This window comes from Streptomyces sp. NPDC005402, from assembly GCF_040606575.1.
Classification (GTDB): domain Bacteria; phylum Actinomycetota; class Actinomycetes; order Streptomycetales; family Streptomycetaceae; genus Streptomyces.
In genome coordinates this window covers 164127-179617 of record NZ_JBEXFB010000013.1, presented here as the reverse complement: position 1 = coordinate 179617, position 15491 = coordinate 164127, and the positions used below count along the sequence as shown (strand labels likewise).

Below are 15491 nucleotides of genomic sequence, written 5' to 3'. Positions count from 1 at the left end.
CCCCTAGCAGTACTGCGCCTGCTTCCCGATGGACCGGTACATGCAGTCCGAGTTCTCCAGCAGTTGCAGCACCGCGTCCCGGTTGCGCGACGTCTCCCGCTCGATGACCTCGTCGGGCGGGTAGAAACCGCCACCGGAACTCGACGACGGGTACATCTCGAAGGTGTACGAGAAGATCTTGTGCGTGCCCCAGAGGTAGTCGTCGATCGACCCGTCGGTGATGTACAGATCGCTCGCCTGCTCCGCCGTGTACCCGTTGCTCGCGGCCATCTTCTGCCCGACCGCCCTGAACACGGCGTTGTCGTCCGCCGTCATCCCGGTCGCCGTGTCGGAGTACGTGTACCCGAAGGGCCACAGCACCAGTTCGCTGTACGTGTGGAAGTCGATGTTCGTTTTGATCTGCTGGACCCCGCCGACGACCCGACTGCGCACGAAGTTCGCGACCACCTTGACCTCGGGCGCCGACTCGGCGGCCGGACCCCGGTAGGTCTCGGAGGACGTGGAGCCGGACGAGCCGCCGCAGCAGCCCCAGCGGTAGGCCCAGTTGCGGTTGAGGTCGGTGCCGACGGCCGAGGAACCGGAGTTGGGTTGCCGGTTCTTGCGCCAGGAGCGGTAGGAGCCGGTGGCGATGTCGTACTCGCCGCCGTCCGGGTTGAGGTCGGGGATGATCCAGATCTCGCGGCTGTTCACCATGTTCGTGACCCGGGAGTCGGAGCCGTAGCCCGCGCCGAGTTCACGCAGCAGGTACAGGGCCATCTCCACCGTGAGGTGTTCGCGGGCGTGCTGGTGGTGGGTGAACAGCACCTCGGGCTCGGCCTCGTCGGTCGCCACGTTGTCGCTGATCTTGATGGCGACGATGTCCCGGCCCTGGTACGACGTGCCGATGACCCGCTTGCTCATGATGTTCGGGTAGGCGGCGAGGCGCTGGTCGATCTCGGCGTTCATCTCGGCGTAGTTGTGGTAGCGCGCGTCGGCCGAGGGGAAGTCGTAGAGCCGGGCCCCGCCCTCCGCGGCCCGTGCCGGGGCGGACCCCAACGAGGTGACCTCGTACCCGAGTTGACGCAGTCTCCTGATCTGGTCGGCGCGCCCCGAGACCACGACGGTCTCCTCGTCGGCCTCGTCCACCGTCACGCCCGTCTGCTGGATCGCCGTACGGGTCACGGGTGTCGAGTGCTGATGGATCTCGTACTGGCGGACGTCCTCGGCGCTCGGTACCGCCTTCGGGGCGCTGTCGGCGTTCGCGGAGAGCGGGGCCGCGAGGGCGAAGGCCATGAGGGAGGCGACGGCGGCGAGGGCGGCGTAGCGGGGGCCGCCGCGGGCGCCGGAACCGCGTGTGCGAAGTCGCATGAAGTCTCCTGTGTTCTCCGGGGTTTCCGGGATCTCCGGAAGTGGGGGAGTGGAGCGGGGGGTGGTTCTGCGACGTGCTGCCGGTGCGGGTGTGCCGCTCAGCGAGGGCTTGCTCATCGTGGGCTTGTGGCATGAGCAGGTCAAGAGCGAATAAAGACGTGATGGCGTGAACTGTGCGTCCGCTGTGGGGCCTTGACGGGCCGCGAAGGCCGCGCAGTGTACGCGGATCGGTGTGCCACGGCGTGATCCCGCAAGAAGTGCACCCGCGGGTGTGAGCCGTGCGTGCATATATGTGAGAGCCGGGACCACAGTGGGAGCTCCGACCCCACCCCCGGAGGACTGGCTGATCATGCGGCACCTGCCGGTCGAGACGACCAGTTTCGTCGACCGGCGCCATGAGCAGGCCGCGGGCCGCGAACTCCTCACCCGCGCCCGCCTGGTCACGCTGACCGGCCCCGGCGGCGTCGGCAAGACCCGCCTCGCCGCCCGCATCGCGGCCCGCGCGGAACGCACCTTCCCCGACGGCGTCCGCTTCGTCCACCTCGCCGGGCTGCGTGAGCCCGAACTGGTCCCGCTCGCCGTCGCCGACGCGCTCGGACTCCACGACCACTCCGCGAGGCCGCCGTCCGAGGCCCTCGTCGCCCATGTACGGGACCGCAGAGTGCTGTTGGTCCTCGACAACTGCGAACACCTGCTGCGCGCCTGCGCCCACCTCGCGGCGGCGCTGCTGCACGGCACCACGGGGGTCCGGATCCTCGCGACCAGTCGGCACCGGCTCGGTCTCACCGAGGAGAACCTCCTCGACGTACGACCGCTGCCGGTCCCCGATCCGGACGGCGACCTGTCCGCGGCCGACGGCTACCCGGCGCTGGCCCTGTTCGCCGACCGGGCGGCCGCGGTCGTCCCCGGTTTCGCGCTCACCGCCGACAATCGGGCCGCTGTCGCCCGTCTGTGCCGGCGGCTCGACGGACTGCCGCTCGCCATCGAACTCGCCGCGGTACGCATGCGCGTGCTCGGTGCGGAACAGCTCCTGGCACGCCTCGACGACCGCTACCGCCTCCTCACCTCCGGCAGCCCCGCGGCCCTCCCGCGCCACCGGACCCTGCGGGCCGCCGTCGACTGGAGCCATGAACTGTGCACCGGACGCGAACAGGTGGTCTGGGCCCGTCTCTCCGTCCCGGCCGGCGGCTTCGACCTCGAGACGGCGGAGGCGGTGTGCGCGGACGGCGACCTCGTCCACGGCGCCGACGTCCTCGAAGCGGTCGCCGGGCTCGTGGACAAGTCCGTACTGTCCCGGGAGCCCGGGCCGGAAGGGGTGCGGTACCGGCTCCTGGACACCTTGCGGCAGTACGGCCTGGAGCGGCTGCGGGGCATGGCGGGCGAGGAGCTCGCCACCCGGCGCCGGCACCGGGACTGGATACTGCGGCGGGCCGCCGCCTGCGAACGGGCCTGGTTCGGTCCCGGCCAGCGGGAGATCGTCGCCCGGCTCCGCGCGGACCAGGACAATCTGCGGGCGGCACTGGACTTCAGCCTGCGGGGGGCCGCCGCGTCGGGCCTCGGAGCAGCTCACGACGAGGACGCGCCGGCCGGAACGGCCCGCACGACAGCAGAGCCCGCCTCGTACGCTCCCTCCGAGGTCTCCGAGTCCTGCTCCGCGCCCGGCCCCACGGCTCACTCCGCCGCGGTGCGCCGCCCCCTTACCGACGCCCTCGCCGGGCCACGGCTCGCCGGAACACCCGTCGCGGAAGTTCGCTCAGCGTCCTGCTCCGCGTCCGGCCCCGCGGCCCACCCCGCCGCGCCGGGCGCCCCTTTCGAGCCCCGTGAGTGCGGCACGCCGACTCCGGCCGACGCCCTCGCCGGACTGCGGCTCGCCGGCACCCTCTGGTTCTACTGGCACGCCTGCGGTGCTCCCCGCGAGGGCCGTCACTGGGTCGAACGGGCCCTGGAGGCGAATCCGGAGCCGACCTCCGAGCGGGCCCGCGGGCTGTGGGTGGCCGGGCTGCTGGCCGGGTGTCCCGAGGACCTCACCCGGGGGCTGCGCCGGGCCGAGGACGCCCGCGAGCTGGCCCGCGGTCTCGGGGACGCCGCCGAAGCCGCCCACGCCGAGTACGTCATCGGCGTCATCCGGCTCTTCGCCGGTGAACTCCCCGCCGCCCTCGCCCACTTCGAGGCCGGTGTCGCCCGCGGCCCCGTACCCGGCCAGCACCTCAGTCTCGTCGGCCTCGACCAGGTCGAACTCGCCTGCGCCCTCGGCTTCCTGGGCCACGCCGACCGGGCCGTCGAGGTCTGCGAGAGGACCCTGCGGCTCTGCGAGGAACACGGCGAGGAATGGGTCCGCTCCTACGTGCTGCGCATGCTCGCCCTCGCCCACACCGTCAAGCAGGACTGGCCGCGCGCCGAGCAGTACGCCCGCGAGGCCCTGCGGCTCAAGCTCGCCGTCAACGACCTCATCGGCCTCGCCCTCACGCTGGACCTCACGGCGCGTATCGCCACCGAGCGCTCCGCGCACGAGCGGGCGGCCGTTCTCCTCGGCGGGGCCGACCGGGCCTGGGCCGCCGTCGACGCGGGGAGGTGGGGTTCCGAGGCGCTCACCGCCGTGCGGCGGGACACGGAGGGCCGGGCGGGGCGCGCCCTGGGCGCGAGCGCGTTCAGCGCCGGGTACGACCGGGGCGCGGGCCTCACCCTCACCGAACTCGTCGGGTACGCGCTCCAGGAACCGGGGCTTCCCTGCGTGACGCCCCCCACGACACCGGACCGGCCCCAGGTCCGCCTCACCCCCCGGGAGGCCCAGGTCGCCGAGCTCGTCGCCGAAGGGCTCGCCAACCAGCAGATCGCCGATCGGCTCGTCATCGCCCGCCGCACCGCCGAGGGCCATGTCGAACGGATCCTCAACAAGCTCGGCTTCCACACGAGAACGCAGATCGCGACATGGGTGACGGCTCAGCGCTGAGGACGTACGTCGCCCGACCATCCACCCCACCGAAGGACCCTCCATGACCACCGCCTTCGACCACCGCATGGCCGCCTACGGCACCGACGAGGAATTCCTCGCCGCCGCCCTCCCCTTCCTCACGGAAGCCCTCGACGCCCCTGAGGAACCCCCGCCCGCGGCCATCGCCTCCCCCCACAACCTCGCCCTGCTCCGGGACACCCTCGGCGCGGACGCCGAGCGCGTCACCCTCATCGACCACACCGACTGGTACACCGGCTCCGCCGCCAACGCTGTCGCGCAGGGAGCCGGCTACCTCGCGGCGCACGCCGGGCCCGGGGGCCGTATCCACCTGCTCATGGAGCCCGTCTGGAACGGCAGGGCCGGCAGCACCCCGCGCGAGACCACCGAGTGGATCCGTTACGAAGCCCTCGCCAACCTCCTCTTCGCGCCGCTCGCCACCACCGCCCTGTGCGCCTACGACCTCCGCACCGCGGGCCCCGCGATCATCGACGCGGTCCGCAGGGCCCACCCCGGCACGGGCGTGTACGAGGACCCCGTACGCCTCGCCGCCGAGCTGGACGCCGTACCCCTCGCGCCGCCCCCGGCGGACGCGGAACTCCTCACCGACCTGACCGCCGACGCCGTACGGCTCAAAGCGCAGGCCCGTGGTCTGCCGCCCGCCGACGCGGAGCTGTTCGCGACGGCCGTCGCCGAGGCGGCGGAGGCCGTGGGACAGCGGAGCGGTACCGCGCTGCTGTGGGGCCAGGACACGCACTGCGTCTGCGAACTGCGCGCGCAGCGGCGCGTGGACGACCCCCTCGCCGGGTTCGTCCCGCCGGACACCACCGACCTGGAGCCCGGACAGGGACTCTGGTACGCGCGTCAGGTGTGTGCGTACGTCGACGTACGCGACCACCAGGACGGGGCGACCGTACGACTGCGGTACGCGTAGCCGTACAGGTGTGGTGCAGGTATGGAATCAGGTAGTACTCCCCGTGTGCCCCGACCCCGCAGGGGCCACCCTGAGACCATGCTGCAACTCTCCGGGGGCCACCTCCCGGACCCCGACCCTCGATACGCCGCCTATCCCCAACCCCCCATGGGAGCAGGTCACTTGAGTGTCGAGTACGACCCCCGCCCGTCCGCCGTCCGCGAGGCCCGCGCCGAGGTGCGCAAGCAGTTGGAGGGGTGGGGGCTCGCGGAACGGGACGACCTGGTGGACACCGCCGAACTCCTCGTCAGCGAACTGGCCACCAACGCCCTCCTGCACTCGGCCGGCCGCTTCACGCTCACCCTGTCCGCCGCGCACGGCGTGCTGCGCTGCGAGGTCGCCGACTCCGGCCGCCACACCCCGCAGGTGCTGGACGCCGGGGTCGCGGAGAGCGGCCGCGGGATGTTCCTGGTGGCGGCGCTCGCCCTGCGCTGGGGCTGTCACCAGGACGGGGCCGGTAAGACGGTCTGGTTCGAACTGGGCACCTGCGGGGCCGGCGGCTGCGGTGGACGCCTCCCCGGCGAGCTCTGACTTCCTTCACCGCACGCCCTCTTGCCGGGCCGCGATCTTTAGGGTTTCTTGACCTTCATGGCGGACACCACGGACAACACAGTGACCGGTGAGACGAACTCCGTACCGCGCAAGTCCAGTTGGCGGTACATCGGCCCGGGGATCGTCGTCGCAGCGACCGGCGTCGGCGCCGGCGACCTGGTCGCCACGCTCATCGCGGGCAGCAACTTCGGCTACACCCTGCTGTGGGCCGCGGTGATCGGCTGCCTCGTCAAGATCTCCCTCGCGGAGGCGGCGGGCCGCTGGCATCTGTCCACCGGCAGCACCCTGTTCGACGGCTGGGCGAGCCTGGGCCGCTGGACCACCTGGTTCTTCGCCGTCTACGTGGTGATCTGGGGCTTCGTGTACGGCGCGGCGGCGATGTCGTCCAGCGCGCTCCCGCTCCAGGCGCTGTTCCCGGACGTGATGGACCTCGAATGGTGGGCCATCGCCTGCGGCCTGGTCGGCCTGGTCTTCGTCTGGTTCAACAAGTACGAGGTCTTCGAGAAGGTCATGACGGTCCTCGTGGGCGTCATGTTCGTGGTGACGGTGTATTTGGCGATCAGGGTCACCCCGAACCTGGGCGACGCCTTCGCGGGCCTGCTCCCCGTCCTGCCCGACGAGAAGGACTCGATCCTCAACACCCTGGGCCTGATCGGCGGCGTCGGCGGCACGATCACGCTCGCGGCGTACGGCTACTGGGTCAACGCCAAGGGATGGACCAACACCGGCTGGATGAAGGTGATGCGCCTCGACAACCGGGTCGCCTACATCACCACCGGCATCTTCGTCGTCGCCATGCTCTTCGTCGGCGCGGAGATGCTGCACTCCGCCAACGTGGCGATCGCGAGCGGCGACAAGGGGCTCATCCAGCTGAGCGACATCCTGGAGGACGAATACGGCTCGGCGACCGCCAAGTTCTTCCTCATCGGTTTCTTCGCCACGTCGTTCACCTCGCTGATCGGCGTCTGGCACGGGGTGAGCCTGATGTTCGCGGACTTCGTGGCGCGGTACCGCGACCGTGAGGGTGCGGGGGCCTCCGGTCAGCAGGTCGCGTCCGGCTCGCGCGAGCGCTCCTGGCCCTTCCGCGCGTATCTGCTCTGGCTGACCTTCCCGCCGATGGTCCTCCTCTTCCAGGGCCAGCCCTTCCGCCTGGTCATCATCTACGGCGTCCTCGGCGCGGCCTTCCTCCCCTTCCTGGCCGGCACGCTGATGTGGCTGCTGAACACCTCCCGCACGCCCGCGCAGTGGCGCAACGGCCATCTGAGCAACGCCATGCTGGCGATCGCGGGCCTGCTGTTCCTGGTCCTGTGCGTGAAGCAGATCTGGGACCAGCCGTGGTCGGAGTTCTTCTAACTGCCGCTCCACCACCGGGCGTCGAGTGCCATCGCCCGCATCTGGGCGATGGTCAGCGCGGGGGTCTCGCGGGTCGCGGGCTCGTTCTGGGTGCCGGCGTTGAAGGCGCTGATCACCACGCGCCTGCCGTCGGCGCGCATGGTGTCGACGGTCCACATGATCTGGTCGCTCCTGTCCCCGGGGCCCTGCTTGACGGCGACCCGGGTGCCGTCGGGAAGGGTCTCGGAGCTCGAGTCGAAGAGGTCGTCGGCCACGTCCAGCATGTCGGGCTGCACATTGACCTGGACCATGCTTTTGCCCTTGCCGTCGTCGACCACGGCGTAGGCGAAGTCGCCGTCGTCGCTGCTCTTGTCGGTCACCTTCAGCCCCTTCGGCAGCAGGGCCAGCAGGTTGGTGCGGGCGTGCAGGTCGGAGCCGGGGACCTCCGGCTCGGGGAGGGGATCGGGCAGGGCGTTCGCCACGGTGCGCCACTCCTTCGCCGCCGCCAGCCGCGTCAACTGAGCCGGGCTCAGCGGAGGATCGGTCCGGGTGACGGGCTTGTCCTTCTCGGCGGCCGCGTTCCACTCGCTCACGGTGATGTGCTGCCCGGTCGGGGTGACCAGCTCGGCGGACCAGAGCTTGGTGTCCACCCGGCGGTCGGGATACTCGTACCCCTGGAGCACGGTGACCACGGAGCCGTCGGCGAGCCGACTCGTTTTGCAGGCGTCGTACGGGATGTACACCCGGTCCGGGCACTGGGCCGCCTGCCGGGCCTGCGTACCGCCCGGCTGCACCCGGCCCACGCTGACCCCGATGGCCGCGGCGCCGTCGCCGTCGTCGAAGACGAGCCCGGCGGACGGCGCGGGCACCTTCAGGTCGTTGGTCGGCTCGGTGCCCTGCCCGCGCTCCTCGCTGAAGTCGCCCTGGGGCAACAGGCTCTTGAGGGTCTCGATCATCTGCTCGTCGGTCGCGGGCGTGGCCGTGGCGCTCGGCTTCGGCTTCGGCTTGGCGGAGGCCGTCACGGACGACGGCACGGCCTCGGTCGCCGTACCGTCCGGCCGCAGGACCAGCGCCCCGCCCACGCAAGCGAGCACGACGCTCGCGGTGCCCCCGGCGACGGCGGCCCGCCGCACGAACCGCTTGCGCCGGCCCCGCACCGCGCCGCGCGCGGCGAGGGCCGTGCGGTCGGTGTCGAAGCCGCCGCCCGTCTCGTGCAGGGCGGCGGCGAGCCGCTCCTCGAAGGGGTCGTTGTGCTGGTCTGCGAACATGGGGCAGCCACCGTTCCGGGTCGGTCGGTCGGTTGGTTGGACGAAAGGGAAAGTCAGGGCGCCGGTCAGGGACGGGCGTAGGCGCCGATGTCCTCGCCGAGGAGCCCACGCAGCTGCTTGAGGGCTCGGGTGCAGCGCGTGCGGACGGCTGCCGCGCTGGCGTTCAGGACACCGGCGGTCTCCTCGATGGAGCGGTCCTCCCAGTAGCGCAGGACGACCACGGCCCGGTCCTTGGCGGGCAGCCGCGCGAGGGCGTCGAGCAGCGTCAGCCGCAGGGGCGTGTCGACACCGGCGGCGGCCACCTCCGGCAGGACGTCGGTCGCGCGCTCCTTGCTGCTGCGGCGGCGCTGATGGGTCAGGAACACCCGGACCAGGACGGTCTGCGCGTACGCCGCGGGGTTGCCGACGAGGGATATCCGGCTCCAGCGGACGTAGATCCGCCCGAGCGCCTCCTGCACCAGGTCCTCCGCGAGATGAGTGTCACCCGCGGTCAGCAGACACGCCGACCGGTACAGATGTCCGGCCCGGGCAGCGGCGAACTCCGCGTACTCGTCCGCGCGGGCCTGTCTCATGTGTTCCCCCTGGTGCTGTGCGCCCGGCCGTGGAAGAGGTCCTCACTTCTCTGACGCTGTGGGGTGGGGAGAATGTTTCACATGACCTGGAAACAGTCCGCGACGCGAGGGGACGGATGCCGATGACCACCCCGCCACCGCCGGGCCCGCCCTACGGCGACCAGCCCCCGCCCCCTCCTCCGCCCATGGCTCCCCCGACCGCGCCCCCGCCGGGCTTCGGGCCGCCGCCCGCGCAGTACGGCCACGGCTACCCGCCGCCGCCCCCGCCCCCCGAGGGCCCGGAGTTCATGGCCGTGGACCGCCACAACTCCATCGTCGTCGACTCGGCGGGCGTCGCCTTCGAGTCCCACGGCCAGACCGCCGAGTTCCCCTGGCACGAGGTCCGCAGCGTCCACTACAAGGCGGGCCCCAACGGCAAGACCCTGATGATGGCCGTCGTCCACCCCGACGGCCGCTTCTACGAGTGCGTGGTCGACGCCAAGGGCCGGGACACGCTGGGCCAGTGGTTCGCCCGGCTGGCACCGGTGCTGGGGTACTACCGGCCCCTGGTGTGAGCGTGGACGCCGAACTGCAGATCCACGAGGTGCGCGGCACCGGGGCGACGGAGGCGACCGTGGTCGTGCGCTGCCTCCGGGGCCCCGTCCGCCTCGGCGCCCGCTTCTCGCTGGTTCGCGACACGCGGGCGCCGATCGATCTGACGGTGACGAGCATCGTGCGTTACGGCCGTCCGGACCACGCGATCGACCCCGTGCACTCCGGCCTGGTGACGCTCCAGGGCACCGGCGTGCATGAGCTGAGCCCGACGATCGGGGAGGCGGGACGGCAGGTCATGCAGGTCATCCAGGGCGACAACCCGGTCGCGCCCTGACCCACGGCTACGGCAACCCGTGCACGTGCGGTCCCACCGTGCTGGACCAGGCGTTGCCCGCCGCCGCGTCCCAGTTCGTCGACCAGGTCATCGCGCCGCGGAGGTCGGGGTAGGTCTTCGCCGGCTTGAAGGAGCCGCAACTCGTGCCCTTCGTCAGGCAGTCCAGCGCGCTGTTCACCACGGAGGGCGGGACATAGCCGCTGCCCGCCCCGCTCGTGGACGCCGGCAGACCCAGCCCCACCTGGGACGGGGCCAGTCCGCCCTCCAACTGGATGCAGGCCAGCGCGGTCAGGAAGTCCACCGAACCCTGGGAGTACACCTTGCCGTCGCAGCCCAGCATCGAACCGCTGTTGTAGTACTGCATGTTGACGACGGTGAGGATGTCCTTCACGTTCAGCGCGGTCCGGAAGTAGGCGTTGGACGTCGACTGCATGTCGATCGTCTGCGGTGCCATCGTGAGGATCAGGCCCGCCCCCGCCTTTGCCGACAGCGATCGCAACGCCTGTGACATGTAGGTCGCGTTGAGGCCGTTCTCCAGATCGATGTCGACGCCGTCGAAGCCGTACGTCTGCATCAGCGCGTACACCGAGTTCGCGAAGTTCGCCGCCGACGTCGGGTCGCTCACCGAGACCGTGCCGTTCTGGCCGCCCACGGAGACGACGACCTTCTTGCCGGCCGCCTGCTTCGCCTTGATGTCCGCCTTGAACTGGTCGACCGTGTACCCGCCGAGCCCGGCCGAGTCCAGGTTGAAGGTCACGGCGCCCGGAGTCGTCGTGGCGTCCGCGAAGGCGACCGCGATGATGTCGTACTGCGACTGCACGGCCGACAGCTTCTGGACCGTGGCCCCGTTGTTGAAGTTCTGCCAGTACCCGGTGACCGCGTGCTTCGGCAGCGCGCCGCCTCCGTTGCCCGTCGACGCGCCCGTAGTCCCCGTCACCGCGCCCGACTTCACGGACTCGCCCGCCGAGTTCACCGCCGTGACCTGGAAGCTGTACGACGTCGACGCGGCCAGCCCCGTCACGGTCGCCGACGTCCCGGTCACCGCCGTGACCTTCGTACCGTTGCGGTAGACGTTGTAGCCCGTCGCGCCCGACACCGTGTTCCAGGCGAGGGAGACGGACGAGGAGGACGTGCCGGAGACCGCGAGACCGGTCGGCGCTCCCGGGACCGTAGGAGCGGGATCGCCCCCGCCGCCCCCGTCCGGGCCGTACACCGACACGTCGTCGGCGAAGTACGCGGTCTGTCCGTACCAGCCGTGCGTGTACACCGTCACCGAGGTCGTCGAGGCGCCCGTGGTGAAGGTGGTCGTCAGCTGCTTCCAGGAGGCGGAGTCCGGGGTCCAGGTCGACACGTCCGTCGTGCCGGTGCCGGTCGCGCCCAGGTAGGCGTAGCCGCCCTGCACCCACGCGCTCAGCGTGTACGTCGCGTTCGGCTTCACGGCCACGGTCTGGGTGCAGCGCGCGTTGTCCTGCCCGGCCGGCGTCGCCTTCAGTGCGGCCGAGCCGCCGTGCACGGGGGAGGAGACGGTCGTACCGCTGCTCGCCGAACAGGTCCAGTTGGTCAGGCCGGACTCGAAGCCGGCGTTCTTGGCGTTGTTGACGTCCGCGGCGGACGCCGGTCCCGCGACACCGAGGGCGCCGCCCAGGGCGAGGGCCGCGGTGAGGGCCGCGGTCCGGAACCGCGCCGGTTTTCTGCTGAGTATGGGCATGACAAGAGAGTTGGTCCAGACCAATCCCGCTGTCAAGGTCGGCGTCGAGGATGAATGCACAACAGGCCTTTCTGCGGCCCGCGCACGTGGCAAGTGCGCCCCATCTGGGCAGGAATCACCCGCTTTTGATCCCTCACGTCGGCCAGGAAGTCACAGAATCGCTGTTCTCCGGCCATAGACCCGTGGTTACAGTGCTCAGGTAGTCACGCAGTGAAGTCGACCGGGTGCGCCGGAGTGATCCGTCGGGCCCACGGCCATGGGATACGGGGAGCTGCGCGTGCCAACTGCCATCGCAGTGACCGGCGCCGACATGGCGCTGCCGGCGCAGGACGAGCGGACCCTGCCCGCCGTCGTGCTCGACGGCCTCGACCGGCAGCCGCTCGACCATTCGCTCGCCGCCCTCCAGACGCTGATCGACCAGCACGGCCATGTGATCGTCGCGTACTCCCGTGCCGTGCCCCCGGCGGTGGACCAGCGGCTGCGTACCGTGCGGTCCCTCCTGGAGAGCGACCGGATCGCCCTGTTCCAGCCCGAACTGCCACCCCTGGGACTCGCCGTCCTCGCCCGCCAGTTGAGACAGCTCGCCTCCTGCGACCTCAGCCCCGGCGTCCTCGCCTCGGCGGGCCGGCTGCTCACCCACTACCTCCACGCGGGCGCGCTCCTCGGCTCGGTGGCCAAGCTCGACCGGGTCCCCGTCGGGCTCAAGTCGCACGCCAAGTCATGGGTGCCGGGCAGCCAGTTCGCCGTGCTCGCCCACCCCCAGCCGCAGCTCGTCAGGATCGCCCCGGACGCCGCGCTCGCCGGCCCGGAGTTCGCCACCTCGATGCTGGTCGCCCGTGGCCAGCTCCAGTCCGACTGGGTTTCCGGGGCCCTCGCCAGGTCCTGGCGGATCCAGGGACTGCGGGAGGCTCCGCTGCCCGCCGAGTCCGCCCAGTGGTGGGGCACCGGCAAGCTGATCGAGTTCTGCACCTTCCTGCCCGACCTGTCCGTCCTTTACCAACTGGTCACCTCGGTACGGCAGAACGTCTGTCACTGGTGCGGTATCGACGTCATCGGAGACCGCTGCGTCTTCTGTTCGGCCACCGCACCGACGACGACCGTTCCTCAGCAGCACCAGCAGTATCAGCACCAACTGCCCGCCGGGTGAGCCGTACCGGATCGCCCCCGTCCCCGATTCCGCTCGACCGAGCCCCCAACGAGGTCCACGGTTCATGAACTCCCGTCAGCGCCGCGGCGTGATAATCCTGCTCCTGTCGGTCCTGGGCGCCCTCGCGGCCTTCGCCGGCGTGCTCTCCGTCATCGACGACGTGAAGTCCAAGGTCGGCCCCGAGGTCACGGCGTACGAGGTCAAGAAGGACATCGAGCCCTACACCCGGCTCACCGCGGCGCAGTTCGAGAAGACCGAGATGCCCAAGCGCTGGCTCTCCGCGAACGCGGTCACCGACCTCGCGGCCATCCGCGACAAGATCGCCGTGACGACCCTCCAGAAGGGCTCCCTGCTGCAGAGCGACATGATCGTCGACCAGCCCGCCCTGCAGCCCGGGCAGCAGGAGGTCGCCATCATGATCGACGCGGCGACCGGCGTCGCCGGCAAGATCACGGCAGGCTCCGCGGTCAACGTCTACGCCACCTTCGAGGGGCAGCGCGAGGGCGACCCCGACCAGTCCAAGGTCATCGTGACGAACGCGCGGGTCCTCGACGTCGGGAAGATCACCGCTCTGGAACCCGACGCCGACAGCCGCACCCGCCAGGCCACCGACGCCGTCCCCATCACCTTCGCGCTCTCCGCCCTCGACGCCCAGCGCATCACGTACGCCGAGTCCTTCGCCAAGCGCGTCCGGCTCGCCCTGGTGGCACCGGGCGAGACCGGCACCATCCCGGAGCAGGACCGCACGTACGAACTCGCGAAGGACAAGTGAGAGGCCGCCATGCCCACGAGGATCCTCCCGGCAGTCGGCGACGCGGACGCGGTCCGCTCCCTCACCACGCTGCTCAGCCAGCTGCCGGACGCCGAGCCCGTCGCCCCGGTCACCGACTCCACCCAGCTCATCGACACCCTCGCGCGCCTGGCCTCCGAGTCGATCGACGAGCTGCCCGAGGTCGTGGTCGTCCACGAGCGCATCGGTCCCGTCCCGGCCCTCGAGCTGATCCGTGAGGTCGCCCTCCGCTTCCCGGCCGTCGGCGTCATCCTCGTCACCTCCGACGTCAGCCCCGGCCTCTTCCAGGCCGCCATGGACTACGGCGCCCGCGGCCTCATCTCCCTCCCGCTCGGCTACGAGGAACTCGCCACCCGCGTGCAGGCCGTCGCCCAGTGGTCGGTGGGCGTACGACGCCACCTGGGCGCCACCACCGACGTGTTCACCGGTGTCGGCGGCACCGTCGTCACGGTCAGCGGCGCCAAGGGCGGCGTCGGCGCCACCACGACCGCCATCCAGCTCGCCCTCGCCGCCCAGGCCTCCGGCCGCCCCACCGCCCTGCTCGACATGGACCTCCAGACCGGCGACGTCGCCTCCTACCTGGATGTCCAGTTCCGCCGCTCGGTCGCCGACCTCGCCACCATCACCGACATCTCCCCGCGCGTCCTCGCCGACGCCGTCTTCCCGCACGACACCGGCCTCGCGCTGCTGCTCGCCCCCGGGGAGGGCGAACGCGGCGAGGAGGTCACCGAGCGCGCCGCCCGCCAGATCGTCTCCGCCCTGCGCTCCCGCTACGAGGTCGTCGTCGTCGACTGCGGGGCACAGCTCAGCGGGGCCGGCGCGGCGATCGTGGAGATGGCCGACACGGCCCTGCTGGTCACCACCCCGGACGTGGTCGCCGTACGCGGCGCCAAGCGCGCGGTGCGCATGTGGGACCGGCTCCAGGTCCGCAAGGCCGAGGAGACCACCGTCGTCGTCAACCGCCACAGCCGCGGTACGGAGATCCAGCCCGGGCTCATCCAGAAGATCACCGGCACGGGGGTCGCGGCGACCGTGATCCCCGCCAACTTCAAGGAGCTCCAGGGCGCGGTGGACGCGGGCCGGGTCCACGAACTCGACGCCAAGGGCACGGTCAAGCAGGCCCTGTGGGGGCTCGCCGGTGAACTGGGCCTGGTCAAGGGCACCGAGGCGAACTCCCATCGCAACGGGGGGCGGGAGCGGGGGGCGTTGGCCTTCCGGCGGCGCAGGGAGCTGGGGAGATGAGCACCCGGGTGCTCCGCCGCGATGAGGGCCAGGTCACCATCGAGTTCCTCGGGATGACCCCGCTGATCCTCATCACGCTGGTGCTGCTGTGGCAGTTCGTGCTGCTGGGGTACACCTTCACGCTCGCGGGGAATGCTGCGGACGAGGCGGTACGGGCCGCGACGGCGGCGGCGCCGGGGGAGCGGGAGGCCGCGTGCGAACAGGCGGGACTGGACAAGCTGCCCGGCGCCTGGAGCGGCCAGGTCAGCTGCAGCACCGGCGGCGGCTATGTCACGGCCGACGTCCACCTCGACGTCCCCGTCCTGTTCCCGGGCTCGATCGCCTTCCCCTTCCAGGTCGACGGACACGCGGGCGCGGTGGAGGAGGACAGGGACTGAGATGTCGTACTCCCCGAAAGACCACGACCGTCGGCGTGACGGTGGCCAGGTGGCCCTCGAATACCTGGGCTTCATCCCGATCCTGATCCTCGTCGCCATGGCCGGCGTCCAGATCGGGCTCATCGCGTACACCGCCCAGCAGGCCGGTACGGCGGCCAGGGCCGGGGCGCGGGCGGCCTCGCTGGACCTGAGCGCGCAGGACGGCTGTGTGAACGCGATCAGCGACTGGCTGTCCGTCGACTGCGCCGAGGGCGGGGGCGGCGACTCGGTCACCGTCACCGCCACCGTCCAGATCCCGTCGATCGTCCCCGGCTGGAGCTTCGACCCCGCCGTCAAGACCGCCACCATGCCGCTCGACCACTGAA

Annotated in this window: 15 protein-coding genes; 11 read left to right on the top strand and 4 right to left on the bottom strand. The window is 71.3% G+C overall.

Annotated elements, in window-relative coordinates; genetic code table 11:
* Window positions 1-3: 3 nt before the first annotated feature.
* A complete protein-coding gene (locus ABZT02_RS25535; protein WP_356021057.1) occupies window positions 4-1347 on the bottom strand; it encodes a M14 family zinc carboxypeptidase in 1344 nt (447 codons plus the stop codon).
* A gap of 349 nt (window positions 1348-1696) precedes the next feature.
* Here ABZT02_RS25535 and ABZT02_RS25530 point away from each other — a divergent pair, with 349 nt between their 5' ends.
* The 4 genes from ABZT02_RS25530 (at window position 1697) to ABZT02_RS25515 (ending at window position 7175) form a co-directional block, all read left to right on the top strand.
* Entirely contained in the window at window positions 1697-4297 is a 2601-nt protein-coding gene (locus tag ABZT02_RS25530; RefSeq protein ID WP_356021055.1) for a LuxR C-terminal-related transcriptional regulator, read from the top strand.
* A gap of 43 nt (window positions 4298-4340) precedes the next feature.
* On the top strand, window positions 4341-5231 hold the full coding sequence (locus tag ABZT02_RS25525; protein WP_356021053.1) for an MEDS domain-containing protein: 891 nt from the start codon (window positions 4341-4343) through the stop codon (window positions 5229-5231).
* A 147-nt stretch (window positions 5232-5378) separates the two neighbouring features.
* Entirely contained in the window at window positions 5379-5801 is a 423-nt protein-coding gene (locus tag ABZT02_RS25520; RefSeq protein WP_356021221.1) for an ATP-binding protein, read from the top strand.
* A gap of 57 nt (window positions 5802-5858) precedes the next feature.
* Entirely contained in the window at window positions 5859-7175 is a 1317-nt protein-coding gene (locus ABZT02_RS25515) for an Nramp family divalent metal transporter (RefSeq protein WP_356021050.1), read from the top strand.
* On the opposite strand, the gene ABZT02_RS25510 is transcribed toward ABZT02_RS25515, so the two are convergent.
* Together ABZT02_RS25510 and ABZT02_RS25505 are read right to left on the bottom strand one after the other, a co-directional pair.
* On the bottom strand, window positions 7172-8422 hold the full coding sequence (locus ABZT02_RS25510; RefSeq protein WP_356021048.1) for a hypothetical protein: 1251 nt from the start codon (window positions 8420-8422) through the stop codon (window positions 7172-7174). The genes ABZT02_RS25515 and ABZT02_RS25510 overlap by 4 nt on opposite strands.
* A 65-nt stretch (window positions 8423-8487) precedes the next feature.
* Complete coding sequence (locus tag ABZT02_RS25505; protein WP_356021045.1) at window positions 8488-8994, bottom strand: SigE family RNA polymerase sigma factor; 507 nt, start codon at window positions 8992-8994, stop codon at window positions 8488-8490.
* Between the two features lie 122 nt (window positions 8995-9116).
* On the opposite strand from ABZT02_RS25505, the gene ABZT02_RS25500 reads away from it, so the two are divergent.
* Entirely contained in the window at window positions 9117-9548 is a 432-nt protein-coding gene (locus ABZT02_RS25500) for a hypothetical protein (protein ID WP_356021043.1), read from the top strand.
* Between the two features lie 2 nt (window positions 9549-9550).
* Window positions 9551-9862, top strand: coding sequence for a hypothetical protein (locus tag ABZT02_RS25495; RefSeq protein WP_356021040.1), 312 nt, complete (start codon window positions 9551-9553; stop codon window positions 9860-9862).
* A 7-nt stretch (window positions 9863-9869) separates the two neighbouring features.
* Here ABZT02_RS25495 and ABZT02_RS25490 read toward each other — a convergent pair whose 3' ends face one another.
* Window positions 9870-11570, bottom strand: coding sequence for a glycoside hydrolase family 18 protein (locus tag ABZT02_RS25490; RefSeq protein WP_356021038.1), 1701 nt, complete (start codon window positions 11568-11570; stop codon window positions 9870-9872).
* A gap of 256 nt (window positions 11571-11826) precedes the next feature.
* Here ABZT02_RS25490 and ABZT02_RS25485 point away from each other — a divergent pair, with 256 nt between their 5' ends.
* From ABZT02_RS25485 to ABZT02_RS25465, 5 genes are all read left to right on the top strand, one after another.
* Complete coding sequence (locus ABZT02_RS25485; RefSeq protein WP_356021036.1) at window positions 11827-12717, top strand: hypothetical protein; 891 nt, start codon at window positions 11827-11829, stop codon at window positions 12715-12717.
* Between the two features lie 64 nt (window positions 12718-12781).
* Window positions 12782-13489 (top strand): Flp pilus assembly protein CpaB, encoded by a 708-nt coding sequence (gene cpaB / locus ABZT02_RS25480; RefSeq protein ID WP_356021033.1) that lies wholly within the window; start codon window positions 12782-12784, stop codon window positions 13487-13489.
* Window positions 13490-13498: 9 nt separating this feature from the next.
* Window positions 13499-14749, top strand: a complete 1251-nt coding sequence (locus tag ABZT02_RS25475) for an AAA family ATPase (RefSeq protein ID WP_356021031.1) — start codon at window positions 13499-13501, stop codon at window positions 14747-14749.
* Complete coding sequence (locus ABZT02_RS25470) at window positions 14746-15126, top strand: TadE/TadG family type IV pilus assembly protein (protein WP_356021028.1); 381 nt, start codon at window positions 14746-14748, stop codon at window positions 15124-15126. Before ABZT02_RS25475 ends, ABZT02_RS25470 begins: the two co-directional genes overlap by 4 nt.
* Window position 15127: 1 nt before the next feature.
* On the top strand, window positions 15128-15490 hold the full coding sequence (locus tag ABZT02_RS25465) for a TadE/TadG family type IV pilus assembly protein (protein WP_356021026.1): 363 nt from the start codon (window positions 15128-15130) through the stop codon (window positions 15488-15490).
* Window position 15491: the final 1 nt, after the last annotated feature.